Origin of the sequence: Levilactobacillus zymae, from assembly GCF_032190635.1 — a bacterium.
Lineage (GTDB): Bacteria > Bacillota > Bacilli > Lactobacillales > Lactobacillaceae > Levilactobacillus > Levilactobacillus zymae_A.
Genome location: NZ_JAVLAS010000001.1, coordinates 2,420,379 through 2,437,652, shown reverse-complemented (window position 1 = coordinate 2,437,652; position 17,274 = coordinate 2,420,379). Strand labels below are relative to the sequence as shown.

Below are 17,274 nucleotides of genomic sequence, written 5' to 3'. Positions count from 1 at the left end.
ACGTTTCACCTAGCTAGGCTAAATCCAATTTCTCTCGAGAAAAATCCGTCGTCAGGCGGGGATTAGGTCAGCTAGATGAAAATCTAGCTGGCCTTTTTGTTTGCTTTTACCGTTAAATCAAAGGAGCGAGATTATGAATAAACGAACATTATCACTTAGCTTATACCTGAACTACTTTGTTCACGGGATTGGGTTGATCATCCTGACCCAAAACATGCAGGCGCTTAGCCAACACTGGAATTCGCCACTGGCCACTGTCTCCTACGTCTTCTCGGGGATTGGGATTGGCCGGATCTTCGCCTACTTCATCTTCGGGAACTTATCCGACCGGTTTGGTCGTAAGGTCTTCATTAATATCGGGATGCTCAGCTACCTGGTCTTCTTCTTGGGGATGGCGTTTGTCCGCAACATTCAGGTGGCCTACGCCTTAGCCATCGTCGCCGGGATCGCCAACTCGGCGTTAGATTCCGGGACCTACGCAACCTTCATCGAAATGGGGGGGAATCAAGGTTCCGCCAATATTTTGATCAAAGCCTTCATGTCCATCGGGGAGTTCATCCTACCGCTGTTCATCGCCACGCTAGAAGCCAACCAGGCATGGTACGGCTGGTCCTTCATGTTAGCCGCCGCGGTTCTGGTCTTCAACCTGTTCTTCTTGAACCGGCAAACCTTCCCGCAACGTAACCAGGCCGACGACGCCACGGCGGTTGCCGCCCAGCAGTTGCCCAAGTCCCGGCGAATTCTCGCCTCGCTAGGGTTAGCGGGTTACGGCTACACCTCAATGGCTCTGATGATTCTTTACACCCAATGGATCAGCTTGTTTGTCACTAAGACTTACGGCTTCGGCCCGGTTTTGGCCCACCTGTTGTTATCGCTATACAGTATCGGTTCCATCACCGGGGTCATTGTGATCTTCCTGCTCTTACGGACGGGCATTTCAGAACGCAAGTTGTTGGTGGGGATGAACGTCGGCTCCCTCATCGCTTTAGCGGTGGTCTGCTACGCGGCCGTGCCGTGGTTGTCGATGGTGGCGTCATTAGCCTTCGGGTTCTTAGCCGCCGGGGGCGCGATGCAGATTGGGTTAAACATCTTCTTGCGGTTGTACCCACACATTAAGGGGACGATTACTGGGACGTTCTTCACCTTCGGGAGTGTGGCCGCCTTCACGATTCCACTGATTACCGGTTGGTTATCCAAGCAGAGCATTGCTGCAGCGATGCGGTCCGACCTGGTAGTGGCCGCAGCTGGATTAGGTTGTGTGGCGGTGACCGCTTGGGCGCTGCGACCGGCCCATTCGTTAGAAACCGACCGGCAGGCCATCAACCAGATTGACCAAAAGATCGTGCGGCTGTTGAATCAACGGTTCGAGACCGTTACCGACATTAGCGACCTCAAGCAACAGGCTCACTTGCCTGTCCTGGACCAGAGCCGAGAAGACCGGGTCTTGGACCGGGTCGCTCAACGCAGTAACCAAGCGGCCCACACGCCGTACCTACAGGCCATTTACCAAGCCATTATGAGTAATTCGCGGGCTTACCAGACCGCCCGCAAGACCACCACGCACCAAGTGGCTCCGGTCGCACCACAGACTAGCGGGCTAACTAATAAGGAGGATTTACATGATTAATTACGTCACTGCCGGTGAATCACACGGCCCCCAACTAACGGGTATCTTGACCGGTATTCCCGCCGGCTTGACCTTAGACATCGACGCCATCAACGCGGGCCTGAGTGCCCGGCAAGGCGGCTTCGGCCGCGGTAACCGCCAACAGATCGAACACGACCAGGTCACCGTAGTCGGCGGTCTGCGCCACGGCGTCACGTTAGGCTCGCCGTTAGCGCTGACCATTCAAAATCGTGACCACGCTCACTGGGCCAAAATCATGAATCCGACCAGCCCGGCCACTCCGGAAAATACCCTCCGGCAGGTGACCCGCCCACGGCCCGGTCACGCCGATTTGGTCGGGGGCATGAAGTACGGTCACCGCGATTTGCGGAACGTTTTGGAACGCTCCTCGGCCAGAGAAACCGCCATGCGGGTGGCGATCGGCCAGATTTGTAAACAACTCTTAGCCCAACTCGACATCCACTTAGTGGGGTACGTCCAACAGATTGGTCAGGTCAAGACCGACCCGCAAGCCGGACTGGATGTGGCCGCCTTAGAACAAGCCATCACCCAAAACGACCTGCGCATCACCGATAACGCCAAGGTCGACGAGATTCATGACCTGATTACCGCCACGCGCAAGGCCGGTGATACGCTGGGCGGCGTGATTCGGGTAGTCGCCACCCACGTGCCGGCCGGCTTGGGGAGTTACACCAACTGGGACACCAAGTTGGACGGCAAACTCGCCGCGGCCGTGATGGGCGTCAACGCCATGAAGGGCGTCGAGATTGGTGACGGCTTCGCGGCCGCGGCCAGCCACGGTAGCCAGGTGATGGACGAGATCGACTGGAACGCCGAAGACGGCTGGTCACGGTTGACCAATCACCTGGGCGGCTTCGAAGGCGGGATGACTAACGGCATGCCGATTATCGTCAAGGCGGCCATGAAGCCGATTCCGACCCTCTACAAGCCGCTGCAAAGCGTCGACATTGCCACCAAGGAAGTCAAGAAGGCCAGCGTGGAACGCTCCGACACCACCGCCATCGTGCCGGCGTCCATCGTGGTCGAAAGTGTGGTGGCCATCGAACTGGCCAAGGCAATCACGGAAACGTTTGACGGCAGTAACCTCGAGCGATTGAAGCGGACCATCGCCGAGTACCGCGACGAACTGCAGCGCTACTAAGGCGGGGCGACCATGAAAATTCATACCTTGGGGCCCAGCGCGACTGACAGTTACGCCGCGGCTCTGCACTATAACCAAGTTGCGTACGCCGGAGCGGCCACCATCGTGGGGCATCCCAGCTTCGAAGAGATCTTAACCGACCTCGACGCGTACGCGCACGACGAATTGGTGATTCCAGCGGCCTTCAAGTCGCCCACGTTGCACGCCAGCTGGGGCGACGTTCACTACGCGTTACTCGATCACTGGACCTTAAAGACCAGCTTCATCACGGCCCTGGATCCGCTGGTGGTGGTGCAGCGCTTAGACGCCGACAACCGCATCGGCTACACCCACGCGGCCACGGCCCAACTGCTCCAGCGAATCGTCAGTCAGGTGGACGTGCAGACCGCCACCAGCAAGTATTTAGCGTATCGCGCCTATCAGGATAACCGGGGCGCCTACGTCTTAACCAACGAAAAAAACGTCAGCTTAGGGGCTGACGAACGACTATTAAAACGCCTCACGCCCAGCATGGTGTGGTGCGTCTATCAAATTAAGTAAGGGTGAGACCAGATGATCAAAACATTAATGCGCCGGCCAACGACCGGTTTACACGGTACCAGCACGGTGCCCGGCGATAAGAGTATTTCCCATCGCGGGCTGATCTTGGGGGCCATTAGTACGGGGACTACGCGGTTGACCCACTTCTTAACGGCCGCGGATTGCCTGTCGACGCTAAACGCGTTACGCGCGTTGGGCGTGCCGATTCAACGCGACGGTACCACGGTCACGGTGACCGGCCAGGGCCTACACGGGTTGCGGGCCGCCAATCAGCCACTCGACATGGGGAACGCCGGGACCGCCACGCGCCTGATGACCGGGTTACTAGCCGGTCAAGCTTTCGACGCGACGTTGGTGGGGGATGCGTCGTTGAGTCAACGCCCGATGGCCCGGGTCCAACAACCACTGGCCACCATGGGCGCACAGATTGACCTGACGGCCGGCCACCTGCCAATGCAAATTCACGGCCGGGCGCTACACGCCACGCACGTCGAGATGCAAGTGGCCAGCGCCCAGGTCAAGAGTGCCTTGATCTTAGCGGCCTTGCAGGCGGACGGTCCCAGCACCATTGTTGAAAAACTTCCGACCCGCGACCACACCGAACGGCTCTTACGGGCGTTTGGCGGTGAATTGACCACGACGGCGGACGGGCGCACCATCACGGTCCAGCCCCAACCGCACCTGACCGGCCAAACCATCACGGTGCCCGGGGATGTCTCCTCGGCGGCCTTCTTCTTAACGGCGGCCAGCATCGTTCCCGGTTCGCAAATTACCCTCAAGGACGTGGGCTTAAATCCCACCCGGACGGGGATCATCGACGTGCTCCAACGGATGGGCGGCCACCTCGACATCCGGTTGACTGACCAGCCGGGGGAACCGCTGGGTGACATCACGGTCAGCGCCGCGCAGTTACACCCCATCCAGTTGACGGCCGCCGACATTCCGGCGGTGATCGACGAGTTGCCGCTGGTGGCCTTACTGGCCGCCACGGCCGACGGGGTCAGCGAAATCAGTGGGGCCGAAGAACTGCGGGTCAAGGAGACCGACCGCATCGCCACCATCGTGACCGAACTGCGGAAATTGGGCGTGCGGATCACCGAAAAACCGGACGGCTTTATCATCGATGGGCGGCCGGCCTGGCGGGTCAGCGCCGCGCAATTTGACAGCCACGGCGACCACCGCATCGGCATGATGATGGCCATTGCGGCCCTGCGATTGACTACGCCGACCACCTTAGCGGACGCCGGGGCCATCAACATTTCCTACCCCAGCTTCTTTGACGATCTGACCCACTTGACTACCGAAACGGAGGCTGCGCATGCCTAAAATTTTGATTAAGGGCCTCGGCCTGATTGGCAGTTCGTTAGCGTTAGCGATTCGCGCGGCGCACCCGGACGACCAGTTGGTGGGCTGTGACGTTAATTCTGACAGCCTCGACTATGCGGTGGCCCAACACCTGATCGACGAACGGGCAGACGACTTTATGGCCGCCGCGCCGACCGCCGACGTGATCATCCTGGCCGGTCCGGTCAGTGTGATCTGTGACGACCTGGCGTTGCTGGCGTCGTTAACGCTCAAACCCGACGTCTTGATCACCGACGTGGGGAGTACCAAGCAGACCGTTTTACGGGCCGCCAAGCCCTTGCAACAGCGCGGGGTCACCTTTATCGGCGGCCACCCCATGGCCGGGTCGCACAAGTCCGGGGTGACCGCCGGCCGCGCCGATTTATTCGAAAACGCGTTTTACTTTCTGGTGCCGGGTCTCGCACCGACTAGCACGGTAACCCGGCTACAGGACCTCCTGGTGGGCACCCACGTCAAATGGCTGACGGTCACGCCGACCCAACACGACCGCATCGTGGGGCAACTGAGCCACCTCCCCCATATCGTGGCCGCTGCGCTGGTCAACCAGACGCAAGCCGCGTTGGCGGACTCGCCGTTGGGGCTGCGGTTAGCGGCCGGGGGCTTCAAGAGTATCACCCGAATCGCCTCGTCGGACCCAACTATGTGGACCGCCATCCTACTGAACAACGGCGCCCTGGTAGCCGATCAGTTACGGGCTTACCAGGCGGAACTGAACCGGATGGAAACGGCGATTACCACCCAGGATGCCGCGCAGATCAACGCGTTTTTCACCCACGCCAAGACCACCCGCGACCACCTGGGGCCCGACCGGTTGGGCAGCCTGCCTAATTTCTTTGATTTATTCCTGAACGTGCCCGACCAGGTCGGTGCCATTGCGGACGTCACGCACCGGTTGGCCGCCGCTCACCTGAGCTTAGTCAACATTCATATTTTAGAGATTCGTGAAGAAGTTGACGGGGTCTTGCAGCTGACCTTCGGGGAAGCCGCGACCCGCGACCAGGCCGCCGAGTTATTACAGGGCGCCGATTATCAGATTGTGAGGAGGAGTTAAGATGCAAGCCATTTTGATTGGGTTCATGGGCAGTGGGAAGACCACCGTGGGTCAGCTATTAGCCGCGGAACTGGGCACCCACCACGCCGACCTAGATGACATGATTGTCCAACGCGCTGGAAAGACCATTAGCACGATTTTTGCGGAACGGGGCGAAGCCTATTTTCGCCAGCTTGAACAACAGACCCTCCGCGACGCTATCGCCCAACCGGGAATCCTCTCCACGGGGGGCGGTACGCCCACGATTGCGGCCAACGCGGCGATTTTAAAGGCCAGCCCGGTACCCGTCATTTGTTTGACGGCCAGCGATCAGACAATTCTGGGGCGCGTGGCGCAGGACACCGGCCGGCCCCTGGTCGACGAACTGGGCAGCGGGGGGTTAATGGCCTTGAAGCAAAAACGCGCGGCCCTGTACCGCGCGGCGGCCGACGTGGCGGTCGCTACGGACGGGTTGACCCCGGCTCAAATCGTGGCCGAGATCAAGACCCGGGTTTTACAGCCGGGGCACCGACTGGCGGCCAACGGGTAAAGAAGCTTAAATCAATCGGCAGTCACAAAACGGCGGCCTTAAGTTGACGGGAACAGTCAATTTAGGGGCGCTATTTTTGTGACGTGAGCGGAACTTGAAGCGCTAATCTTGGTGTACTCGTTCTTCTGGGAGAAGGGAACCCGGTTGGCGGGTCCGACCACCAGTTGATCTTGGCGGGGCTAGGTCATGTGGGGGCGCAATTGGCCAGCCCGGGTTCGTAAAGTGTGGCATACAAGCGATCCGGTTTAAGGGCGTTTTATGGACCCGGGGGTGGTCTTTTTTGCTACACTTTGGGCGATTAAGAAAGGAGCGAAGTAACTACTGAAAGCCAAAGTTGGGTGCGCGTGACGGCGCAATGGACCCGGACAATGTGGCGCCCGGATTGAACCACTGGTCACCCATCCGTTGAAAGGAAGTTTTTTTCATGCCGGAAACTACGACCAAGAAGCGTAAGCTAATCCAGTACGCCAACGGACGATCGCTGGAGGAAATCAACGGTACCGTGGAAGTACCGCACGATATTAGTTTTATGAAGGCGTTATTTATGTATTCGGGTCCCGGAGCCTTAGTTGCCGTGGGGTACATGGATCCTGGGAACTGGTCAACGTCCATTACCGGTGGGCAAAACTTCCAGTATTTGTTAATGTCTGTCATCTTGATTTCAAGTTTAGTCGCGATGCTGCTGCAGTACATGGCAGCCAAACTTGGAATCGTGAGTCAAATGGACTTGGCCCAAGCCATTCGGGCGCGAACCAGTAAAGCCCTGGGCATTGTCTTATGGATTATGACCGAATTCGCCATTATGGCGACCGATATTGCTGAAGTCATTGGGGCGGCGATTGCGTTATACTTGCTGTTCCATATTCCGTTGGTCATGGCGGTGTTTATTACCGTTTTTGACGTGTTGCTTTTGCTCTTATTGACTAAGATTGGGTTTCGGAAGATCGAAGCGATTGTGGTCTGCCTGATTATGGTAATTTTGGTGGTCTTCGCTTACCAAGTTGCCTTGTCTAACCCCAACTGGGGCGGCGTTTTTGCCGGATTGATTCCGACTGGTAAGACGTTTGCGGCTAGCCCAACCGTGGGCGGGTCTAATCCACTGCAGGGGGCACTAGGAATCATTGGGGCGACCGTGATGCCGCACAACCTGTACCTGCACTCCGCTATTTCGCAAACCCGGAAGATCGACCACAATTCCGAAAAGGATATTGCGCGGACGGTCCGGTTTGCTAGCTGGGATTCCAACATTCAACTGACGTTAGCCTTCTTCGTCAACGCGTTGCTGTTGATCATGGGGGTTGCCGTCTTCAAGTCCGGCGCCGTCAAGGATCCGTCGTTCTTCGGGCTGTTTCAAGCCTTATCCGATACCTCGACCATGAGTAACGGTGTGCTGGCCTCGGTTGCGAAGACCGGGATTCTCTCCACGTTATTTGCCGTGGCGCTGTTAGCTTCCGGGCAAAATTCCACGATTACCGGGACCTTAACCGGTCAGGTCATTATGGAAGGGTTCGTCCACATGCGGATGCCGCTATGGTTACGTCGGTTAGTCACCCGGGTCATCTCCGTGATTCCGGTGTTGATCTGCGTGGGCATGACCAGTGGGAAGAGTGCCATCGACGAACACGTGGCTTTGAACGATTTAATGAACAATTCGCAAGTCTTTCTGGCCTTCGCCTTACCTTTCTCGATGCTGCCGTTGTTGATGATGACCGACAGTAAACTTGAGATGGGGAAGTTCAAGAATTCCTTATGGGTCAAGGTTCTGGGATGGTTATCCGTGATTAGATTAACCGTGCTGAACATGCAGGGACTGCCCGACCAAGTCGCCGGTTTCTTCGGGGACAACCCGACGGCGGCACAAACGGCGTTGGCTCATGGGATTGCCGACTTTCTGATTGTCGTGATTCTGGCCTTGTTACTGTGGACCATCATTGAATTGCACCACGGTAATCAACAGTTAGCCGCCCACCTGAAGGCGGAAGGGCAACCATCCGCCGTAGAAGCGGCGATGACCGAAGGCGTGGAAAACCACGAAGAGGATTAAGGAAACCTGAGAGTGGGACAGAAGGCGGTTAGCTGGTGAGCATTAACGTCGTAAGGTGGATAATCCTGGACTTGGATTATTCGCCTTACGGGGTTAAGCGGAACCAGCTGCCTTTTGGCGCACGTTTCAACGCCAAATATTCGGAGATACTAACGAGTCTGAGCCTTTTGTCCCACTCTCAGTCATTTTGAAGGATGTCACCATCTAGGAGCGTAATCGTTGGTCGAAAAAACCGTTGATTACGCTTTTTGTTATGAAATTATAAGTAGAAAGTTTAGGTGCCCTTAAAAATGAGTTGGCATTATCAAAAAAATATTGGCGGCTTTTGGGTGCGCTTGAGTGGGCTGAACGGGCCTGGATCAATGGCGGAAGTATCCTAAAATAACGGGATTGGTGCCGCTTTCAATTTTAAATGAATAATTTAAAAAATAATCTTATTCGAGGCAAACTAAGTTTAGGGTCAACTAAAAAAGTCTTTGCACGTATTTAGATTTAATGTATAATGAGGTCGTTGTTAAGTGAATCAGGAGAGGAGTTTTTTGTCGTGTCTGATAACGTTGCAAAGAAGCACAAGTTGATTCAGTACGCCAACGGTCGTTCGTTGGAAGAAATCAACGGCACGGTTAAAGTGCCACGTAATATTAGTTTTGGAAAGGCCCTGTTTATGTATTCCGGTCCGGGTGCCTTGGTTGCCGTGGGGTACATGGATCCCGGGAACTGGTCCACGTCGATCACCGGGGGACAAAATTTCCAGTACTTACTCATGTCTGTTATCTTGATTTCAAGTTTAGTGGCGATGTTGCTGCAATACATGGCCGCCAAACTTGGGATCGTGAGTCAGATGGACTTGGCCCAAGCCATTCGGGCGCGGACCAGTAAAGCCCTGGGAATCGTCTTATGGATCATGACAGAATTAGCCATTATGGCCACGGATATCGCTGAAGTTATCGGGGCGGCGATCGCGTTATATCTATTATTCAATATTCCCTTAGTCATTTCCGTGTTCATTACCGTTTTTGACGTTTTGCTCTTACTGTTACTGACCAAGATTGGGTTCCGGAAGATCGAAGCCATCGTGGTCTGCCTGATCATGGTGATTCTGGTGGTCTTTGCCTACCAAGTGGCGCTTTCTAACCCAGACTGGGGTGGCGTCTTCAAGGGCTTGATTCCGACCGGTGCCACCTTCGCGGAAAAGCCAGTGATTGGCGGGAACAATCCGTTACAAGGGGCTCTAGGAATCATCGGGGCGACCGTGATGCCGCACAACCTGTACCTGCACTCGGCCATCTCGCAAACGCGGGAAATTGACCACAGTGACGAAGCTGACATCGCCCGGACCGTGCGTTTCGCTAGCTGGGACTCCAACATTCAACTGACGTTGGCCTTCTTCGTGAATGCCTTGCTGTTGATCATGGGGGTTGCCGTCTTCAAGTCCGGTGCCGTCAAGGATCCGTCGTTCTTCGGGCTGTTCCAAGCCTTGTCCGATACGTCAACCATGAGCAACGGGGTCTTAGCCGGGGTCGCCAAGACCGGGATCTTATCAACCTTGTTCGCCGTGGCACTGTTAGCCTCCGGGCAAAACTCCACGATTACCGGGACCTTAACCGGTCAGGTCATCATGGAAGGCTTTGTCCACATGCGGATGCCACTTTGGTTACGGCGTTTAGTTACCCGGTTGATTTCCGTGATTCCTGTGCTGATCTGTGTCATGATGACCAGTGGGAAGAGCGCCATCGCCGAGCACACTGCGTTAAACGACCTGATGAACAACTCACAAGTCTTTCTGGCGTTTGATTTGCCATTCTCGATGCTGCCGTTGTTGATGATGACTGACAGTAAGTTGGAAATGGGAAAGTTCAAGAACACCATGTGGGTCAAGATTTTAGGGTGGGTCTCCGTTGTGGGACTGACCGTCTTGAACATGAAGGGTCTGCCAGATCAGATTGCCGCCTTCTTCGGGGACAACCCGACGGCCGCTCAAACGAATACCGCTAATCTGATTGCCTACATTCTGATTGCCGCAATCCTAGCCTTACTGGTTTGGACCATCGTTGAACTCCACCAAGGTAACAAGCGGTTGGAAAACCACTTGAAGGCTGAGGGGGTTGAATCTGCCGTGGAAGCGGTGATGACCGATGACGCTGCTGACCAAGAAGCATAAGGGGCGATAGAGATGGCAACAAAGTTTAACCGTATTTTAGTGGGGGTCGACGATTCGGCCGACGCGCTGTTAGCATTTGAGTACGCCTTGCATCAAGCCAAGCGTGATGATGCGGAACTCTACATCGTGTCCGTATTGGAAAGCGATGATATGAGCGTCTATGAAGCTTTGAGTAAAGACTACGTGCACGGGGAGCGTCAGGCACTGGAGCAACACATTCAGGACTATCAACAACAGGCCCAAAAGGCCGGTCTGACGAAGGTGCACGCGTTGGTCGCGGACGGGGGACCGGGAGAAACCATCGTCAAAGATGTGATCCCCCACGTTCAACCAGATTTGTTAATCATTGGTTCGGAAGCCAAGAAGGGCGTTCGGCGCCACTTCGGGAGTCAAGCCGCCTACATGGCGAAATACTCACCGATTTCGGTTTTGGTGATCCGGTAAGCTGTTAAAATTAAATTAGCATCACTTGTGGCGGTCTAAGTCATGTTCATTTTGAACATGGCTTAGGCCGCCATTTTTTAGACAAAACTTAGCAAAAAGGGGATAAACAACATGACATCAGTTAAGCAACAGGCGTTTCGCCGGGGGTTACACCTCGAATATTTCTCAACGGCCTGGATGACCTTTGAATTTCTGGTTGGGTTCACTTCGGGGTTAAAGGCGGGGTCCATCCTGTTGATCGCCTTCGGGTTGGACAGCTTTTTAGAAATCATCTCGGGTGGCACCTTAATCTGGCGGCTCCGCAAGTCGGTGACGGGTACGGCTAGCGATGCGGCCATTGCGCAAGCCGAGCGGCGGTCGTCGTTAATCGTGGGGACGGTGCTACTATTACTGGCGGTTTACGTCATCGGGGTGTCGGGGTACAACCTGGCCACGCACCAGTTGGCCGATACCAGCTGGTCGGGAATAACGATTGCGGTGGCTTCAGTGCTACTGATGCCGGTCCTGGCTGTGGGTAAGCGCAGGATTGGTCAGCGGATTGGGTCGCCGGCCTTGATCGAGGATGGCATGTGTAACATCACCTGCGCCTACATGGCGGGAACCGTCTTGATGGGGGCGGTTTTGACCGCTGCGTTCGGCTGGTGGTGGGCCGATTCCGTGGCTGCGCTGGTCCTGGTCTATTTCATTGCCAGTGAGGGCTGGGAAGCCTTTCAGAATGGTCGGGGTGAAGGTTAGGCGAGAGCCAAAAAAACGACCGATTCACCCTCACAGGAATCGGTCGTTTAATAATATTTCAAGATTTAGTAGTGGTCGCCGTTGGTGATGGAGTTCTTGACGATCACGTAGTCAACGGTGCGGATGTCTAGCAGGTTGCGGCCACCGGCGTAGGAAATCGAGGACTGTAAGTCTTGGTGGATTTCCTGTAACGTGTCGGCGATGTCGCCGCGATACGGGACCAGCATCTGCTTGCCTTCCACGTTGCGGTAGGCGCCCTTTTATTTCTCGGACGCGGAGCCCCAGTACTGCTTGTAGACGCGGCCGTCGATGGTTAACTTGCTACCGGGCGATTGTTCGTGCCCCGCTAACATGGAGCCAATCATCACCATGCTGGCCCCGAAACGGACGGACTTGGCGATGTCGCCGTCGTAGCGAATCCCCCCGTCGGCGATGATGGGCTTCCGGGCCGCCTTGGCGCAGAGCCGCAGGGCGGCGAGCTGCCAGCCCCCGGTTCCAAAACCGGTCTTGAGCTTGGTGATGCAGGCCTTACCGGGGCCGATGCCGACTTTGGTGGCGTCGGCACCCGCGTTTTCCAGTTCCCGGACGGCTTCGGGCGTCCCGACGTTACCGGCAATCACGAAGCTAGCGGGCAGGGTGGTCTTGATCTTCTTGATCATCCGAATCACGGAATCGGCGTGCCCGTGGGCGATGTCGATGGTGATGTATTCGGGGACCAGGTCGGCCGCCGCTAACTCGTCGATGAAGGCGTGTTCGTCGGGCTTGACGCCGACACTGATTGAGGCGAACAGGTGCTTAGCGTGCATGCGTTCGATGAAGCCGCGCCGTTCCTGGGGTTGGAAGCGATGCATCACGTAGAAGTAATCGTTTTGCGCCAGCCAGGTGGCCAGTTCTTCGTTGATGACGGTTTCCATGTTGGCGGGTACCACGGGAATTCTAAACTTGCGGCCGCCGAAGGTAATCGTGGTATCGGCGTCGGACCGGCTATCGAGGATACACTTGTTGGGAATCAGTTGAATGTCTTCGTAATCAAATACTTCGGATGGATGCATCGCTGGTCAACTCCTAATTAGTGGATTAGTCCCAGATGGACTGTAAAATGTTGGTTTGTTCACGGTCGGGACCCACGGACAAGGTAGCCACGGGGACGCCGACGAGTTCTTCAAGCCGCTTGACGTAGTTGCGGGCGTTTTCGGGTAATTCCGCCAATGACCGGCAACCGGTGATGTCTTCGGTCCAGCCTGGTAATTCTTCGTAGACCGGTTGGCAAGCCGAGAGGTCCTTCAAGCTAGCGGGATAGTGGTAAATCGTTTCGCCGTTGAGTTCGTAGGCCTTGCAGATCTTGACGGTCTTTAGGCCAGTCAGGACGTCTAGACAGTTCAGGGACAGGTGAGTCAAGCCGGAAACGCGCTTGGCGTGCCGGAGCACCACGCTGTCGAACCACCCGATCCGGCGAGGCCGCTTAGTGACCGTACCGTATTCGTGGCCGGTCTCCCGGATGGTGTCGCCAATCTCGTCGTGCAGTTCAGTGGGGAAGGGGCCGTCGCCGACCCGAGATGTGTAGGCCTTGCAGACGCCGACCACTTGGTTGATCTTGGTTGGGCCGACCCCGGAACCGATGGTCACGCCCCCAGCCACAGGGTTTGAAGAAGTGACGAACGGATAAGTCCCGTGGTCGATGTCGAGCATCACGCCCTGAGCGCCTTCAAACAACACGTTCTTGCCGGCGTCGATGGCGTCGTTGATCACCACGGAGGTGTCGGTGACGTGGGCCTTCAATTGTTGCCCATATTGATAGTAGGTTTCGAAAATATCGTCAAAGTTCAGGGGTTGTTCATCGTAGAGTTTGATGAACAACTCATTTTTTTCGGCCAAGTTTTGTTTGAGCTTCGCGGCGAAGGTGTCGCGGTCGAGCAAGTCGGCCACCCGGATACCGACCCGTTCGGCTTTATCCATGTAAGCCGGGCCGATTCCCTTGTTGGTGGTCCCAATCTTGTTGGTCTTGGTCTTTTCTTGGCACTTGTCCAAGAGAATGTGGTAAGGCAGGATGACGTGGGCCCGATCGGAAATCCGGAGATTGTCCGTGACCACGCCGTTGTCGTTGAGGTACTGTAGTTCTTCAACTAAGGACTTCGGGTTCAGGACCACACCGTTACCAATCACACTGGTCTTATCCGCGTAGAAAATCCCAGACGGAATCAAGCGTAATTTAAACGTTTGGCCGTTGAAGACGATGGTGTGACCGGCGTTGTCGCCCCCTTGGTAGCGCGCGATAACGTCCGCTTTTTCACTTAGAAAATCAGTGATCTTGCCCTTTCCTTCATCGCCCCATTGACTACCAACTACTACTGTTGATGACATAACAACACCTCATCGTTTTATTTTTGCTAAGCCGAACGACCCAGCAAGAATTAATTTACCATGTTCGGAATTAAAAAGCAAGCCGAAAACGAACGATTATAAATTATTTTCTATAATCATTCTATTTATTGAGGATAGAAACTAAATGGTGGGATGATTTATCGTTGAAACCGTCCAATTCTGGGACGATCTATGCTATAATAGCAGACGGAGTTTTACCGAATGATTATTAAAATGTTCGTGTTTTGCCGTAAAAATAAGGAGGAATCCCATGTTATCACGTTATACGCGTCCCGAGATGGGCAAGATTTGGTCGTTGCAGAACCAGTACGCGTCTTGGTTAGCCGTAGAAATTGCGATTGATGAGGCCTGGGCCCAGTTGGGCGAGGTCCCGGTGGCCGATGCCGAGAAGATTCGCGCCAACGCCACCTTTGACGTGGACCGCATTGCTGAGATTGAAGCCGTGACCCACCATGACGTGGTCGCCTTTACCCGCGCCGTATCCGAATCGTTGGGGGCCGAACGCAAGTGGATTCACTTCGGGGTCACCAGTACCGACGTAGTCGACACCGCGCAGGGCTACCGCTTGAAGCAAGCCAACGCCCAGTTGCGGCAGGGCATCGTGACGTTGATCGCCACGTTAAAGACCATGTCGTTGAAGTATAAGGATACGGTGATGATCGGCCGGACCCACGGGGTACAAGCCGAACCGACCACCTTCGGGTTGAAGATTGCCCGTTGGTATGCGGAAATGCAACGCAACTTGGACCGCTTCGACCGGGCCGCTAAGGGCGTTGAGACCGGTAAGATCAGCGGGGCCGTGGGGACGTTTGCTAACGTGCCACCCGAGGTCGAAGCCTACGTGTGTGACCGGTTGGGGATCACCGCGCAACCGATCGCTAGTCAGGTGCTGCCCCGGGATCTACACGCCGACTACATTGCCACGTTAGCCTTGATTGGGACCAGTATTGAAGAGTTCGCCACGGAGATCCGCAGTCTCCAACGTTCGGAGATCCACGAGGTCGAAGAACACTTCAACCCCGGCCAGAAGGGGTCGTCGGCCATGCCGCATAAGCGCAACCCGATTGGCTCGGAGAACGTGACCGGTCTGGCGCGGGTCCTGCGGGGTAACGTGATCACGGCTTACGAAAACGTCAGTCTATGGCACGAACGCGACATCTCGCATTCGTCGGCCGAACGGATCATCTTACCGGAGACCACCACGCTGTTGGATTACATGCTGCACCGCTTCAACCGGATTCTGACCAACCTCGACGTGTTCCCGCAGACCATGCTGGCCAACATGAACCGGACCTACGGCTTGATTTACAGTCAGCGCCTGTTGCTGAAATTGATCGAGGCGGGGATGAGTCGCGAGGACGCCTACGACCTGGTGCAACCGTTAACGGCTAAGGCCTGGGATCAGCAGACCCAGTTCCGGCCGTTGGTGGAAGCCAGCGCGGGGATCCGCGCACGGCTCACGCCAGATCAGATCGAAGACGCCTTCGATTACCACTACCACCTACGCCGGGTGGACGTGATTTTTAAACGCTTAGGTCTAGAATAGACGTCAAACGCCGCCATCTCACTCGGGGATGGCGGCGTTTTGTGTCTCCGGTTATAATCGAATTAATAAGAAAACTTGAGGGGGTCCGCAACATGACGCAAAGACGAACAACGGCATTTAAAAAACTACTGGCAGCCTTCAAGGGGGTACCCAAGGGGGGCGAACGGGTTTACTGGCAGGCGGCGCTGAGTTTCTTCGGCTACCGGTACCTGGCGATGAGTGTCGAAACGGTGGTTCGCCAACGCCTGGGGACGCAGCGGCCGGAAGTAGTTTGGCAGGACGCCACCCACCGCCAACGCCTGCAAACTGTCCTGCAGGAAGAATTGGGTTTTTACCTGGAACCCCAACTCTGGCCGGAACAGTTCTTGGCGGCGATGCACCACCTGCATGGTCACGATTTAAGTATGCGGCTGACGGGAGCCTTACAGCAGGCCATGGACCAGATTGCCGCCTCGACCACGCCCACGTCGCGTCCGACCTTCGTGCATTTGTTCGACGATGTGGACTTAGACAGTCTACAGTTCGGGGGAACGGCGGAACAGCGGATTGAAAACGTCAGCCGATTGTTCCTACGAGTCTATCAATTACCGGTTGACGACTGGGGCGCCGTGTACGAGAACCTGTTACAGTGTGCGGCGGCCCGGGTGCACCTGCCCGCGGGGAGCTTTTACACTCCCCGGTCGGTCTCGACCCTGCAAGCGGGCTTGGTCGACCAAGGTCAAGCGGTGACGGCGGTGTACGACCCGACCATGGGCACGGGGTCGTCGCTGATTCTGGCGGGGCAACGCTTGGGGGCCACCACGTATTACGGGCAAGAGTTAATGCCCGGGACGGCGAGTTTGGCGCAACTCAACCTCTTGGTTCACGGGGTGTCCTACCGGGACGGTCAGGTCGCCGTAGGGGATGTCTTAACGGCGGACCGGTTGGCTGGTCGGAAATTTGCGGCCATTGTGGCCACCCCGCCGGCCGCGGCCTACTGGGACCCGCACTACCTGGCGAACGACCCGCGGTTTACGGCTTACGGGCAGTTTGCCCCCAAATCCAAGGCCGATTGGGCGTTCGTTGAGCACATGTTGGCCCATTTGACGGATCGGGGTTGTCTGGCGGTGGTCTTGCCGGTGGGCAGCCTGTTCCGGCAGGAGGCCGAGGGCGTGATTCGTCGGCAGATCGTCGAACGGGACAACTTGTTGGACGCGGTGATTAGTCTTCCCGCTAAAATTGGTCAGTTGACGGCTAGCGCGGTGGTGGTCTTTCGGCGGGGCCGGACGACCCGGGACGTGTGGTTGTTGGATGCAGCCGGGTTCGGCACGAAACAAGACGGGAAAATTGATTTGGTGGCAACGGCGGTCACGGCCATCTTGGACCGGTATCACCAGCGGCAGGAGGTCCCCCACCTGGCCCATTTGGCGACCCTGGCGGAACTCCGCGCAAACGCGTTTGACCTCAGCGTGGCGCGGTACGTGACGCCGGCAGATCGGCACCCGGCAGTGGACGTGCCGACGACGCTGCGGGAGATTCAGGCGACGAAACGCGAATTGGCGCAGCTGGATAATGAGTATAACCGCTTGTTGGCCCAGCTGGTACAGAGTCAGGATGCGGCGACGCCAGAGACCTTGGCGCTGTTGCGGGCGATGAGTGAACGCAAGTAACTATAACTAAAGGCCCCCAGACGATTGGTCTGGGGGCCT

General features: G+C 56.2%; 13 protein-coding genes and 1 pseudogene. 12 read left to right on the top strand and 2 right to left on the bottom strand.

Annotation, left to right across the window (positions count from 1 at the left end; translation table 11 throughout):
• Window positions 1–133 precede the first annotated feature (133 nt).
• The 10 genes from RI501_RS11620 (at window position 134) to RI501_RS11575 (ending at window position 11,658) form a co-directional block, all read left to right on the top strand.
• Window positions 134–1,627, top strand: coding sequence for an MFS transporter (locus RI501_RS11620; protein WP_313822773.1), 1,494 nt, complete (start codon window positions 134–136; stop codon window positions 1,625–1,627).
• Window positions 1,620–2,789, top strand: coding sequence for a chorismate synthase (gene aroC / locus RI501_RS11615; protein ID WP_313822771.1), 1,170 nt, complete (start codon window positions 1,620–1,622; stop codon window positions 2,787–2,789). The genes RI501_RS11620 and aroC overlap by 8 nt, the downstream gene beginning before the upstream one ends.
• 12 nt (window positions 2,790–2,801) lie before the next feature.
• The gene (locus tag RI501_RS11610; RefSeq protein ID WP_313822769.1) at window positions 2,802–3,329 is read left to right on the top strand and encodes an amino acid biosynthesis protein; all 528 of its coding nucleotides are present in this window, start codon (window positions 2,802–2,804) and stop codon (window positions 3,327–3,329) included.
• A gap of 12 nt (window positions 3,330–3,341) precedes the next feature.
• Complete coding sequence (gene aroA / locus RI501_RS11605; RefSeq protein ID WP_313822767.1) at window positions 3,342–4,655, top strand: 3-phosphoshikimate 1-carboxyvinyltransferase; 1,314 nt, start codon at window positions 3,342–3,344, stop codon at window positions 4,653–4,655.
• Window positions 4,648–5,745 (top strand): prephenate dehydrogenase, encoded by a 1,098-nt coding sequence (locus tag RI501_RS11600; RefSeq protein WP_313822765.1) that lies wholly within the window; start codon window positions 4,648–4,650, stop codon window positions 5,743–5,745. The genes aroA and RI501_RS11600 overlap by 8 nt, the downstream gene beginning before the upstream one ends.
• A gap of 1 nt (window position 5,746) precedes the next feature.
• Window positions 5,747–6,274: a shikimate kinase gene (locus tag RI501_RS11595; protein ID WP_313822763.1), complete on the top strand. Its 528-nt coding sequence runs from the start codon at window positions 5,747–5,749 to the stop codon at window positions 6,272–6,274.
• Window positions 6,275–6,698: 424 nt separating this feature from the next.
• Window positions 6,699–8,318: an Nramp family divalent metal transporter gene (locus RI501_RS11590; protein ID WP_313822761.1), complete on the top strand. Its 1,620-nt coding sequence runs from the start codon at window positions 6,699–6,701 to the stop codon at window positions 8,316–8,318.
• A 544-nt stretch (window positions 8,319–8,862) separates the two neighbouring features.
• Entirely contained in the window at window positions 8,863–10,479 is a 1,617-nt protein-coding gene (locus tag RI501_RS11585; RefSeq protein WP_313822759.1) for an Nramp family divalent metal transporter, read from the top strand.
• A gap of 12 nt (window positions 10,480–10,491) precedes the next feature.
• Entirely contained in the window at window positions 10,492–10,923 is a 432-nt protein-coding gene (locus RI501_RS11580; protein ID WP_313822757.1) for a universal stress protein, read from the top strand.
• A gap of 111 nt (window positions 10,924–11,034) precedes the next feature.
• Complete coding sequence (locus RI501_RS11575; RefSeq protein ID WP_313822755.1) at window positions 11,035–11,658, top strand: cation efflux transmembrane domain-containing protein; 624 nt, start codon at window positions 11,035–11,037, stop codon at window positions 11,656–11,658.
• 65 nt (window positions 11,659–11,723) lie between these two features.
• Here the strand turns inward: RI501_RS11575 and RI501_RS11570 are convergent.
• A pseudogene (locus RI501_RS11570) lies at window positions 11,724–12,710 on the bottom strand (GMP reductase).
• 25 nt (window positions 12,711–12,735) lie between these two features.
• Window positions 12,736–14,019 (bottom strand): adenylosuccinate synthase, encoded by a 1,284-nt coding sequence (locus tag RI501_RS11565; RefSeq protein ID WP_313822753.1) that lies wholly within the window; start codon window positions 14,017–14,019, stop codon window positions 12,736–12,738.
• Between the two features lie 271 nt (window positions 14,020–14,290).
• On the opposite strand from RI501_RS11565, the gene purB reads away from it, so the two are divergent.
• Together purB and RI501_RS11555 are read left to right on the top strand one after the other, a co-directional pair.
• Window positions 14,291–15,586 (top strand): adenylosuccinate lyase, encoded by a 1,296-nt coding sequence (gene purB / locus RI501_RS11560; protein ID WP_313822751.1) that lies wholly within the window; start codon window positions 14,291–14,293, stop codon window positions 15,584–15,586.
• Between the two features lie 92 nt (window positions 15,587–15,678).
• Window positions 15,679–17,235: an N-6 DNA methylase gene (locus RI501_RS11555; RefSeq protein ID WP_313822749.1), complete on the top strand. Its 1,557-nt coding sequence runs from the start codon at window positions 15,679–15,681 to the stop codon at window positions 17,233–17,235.
• Window positions 17,236–17,274 lie beyond the last annotated feature (39 nt).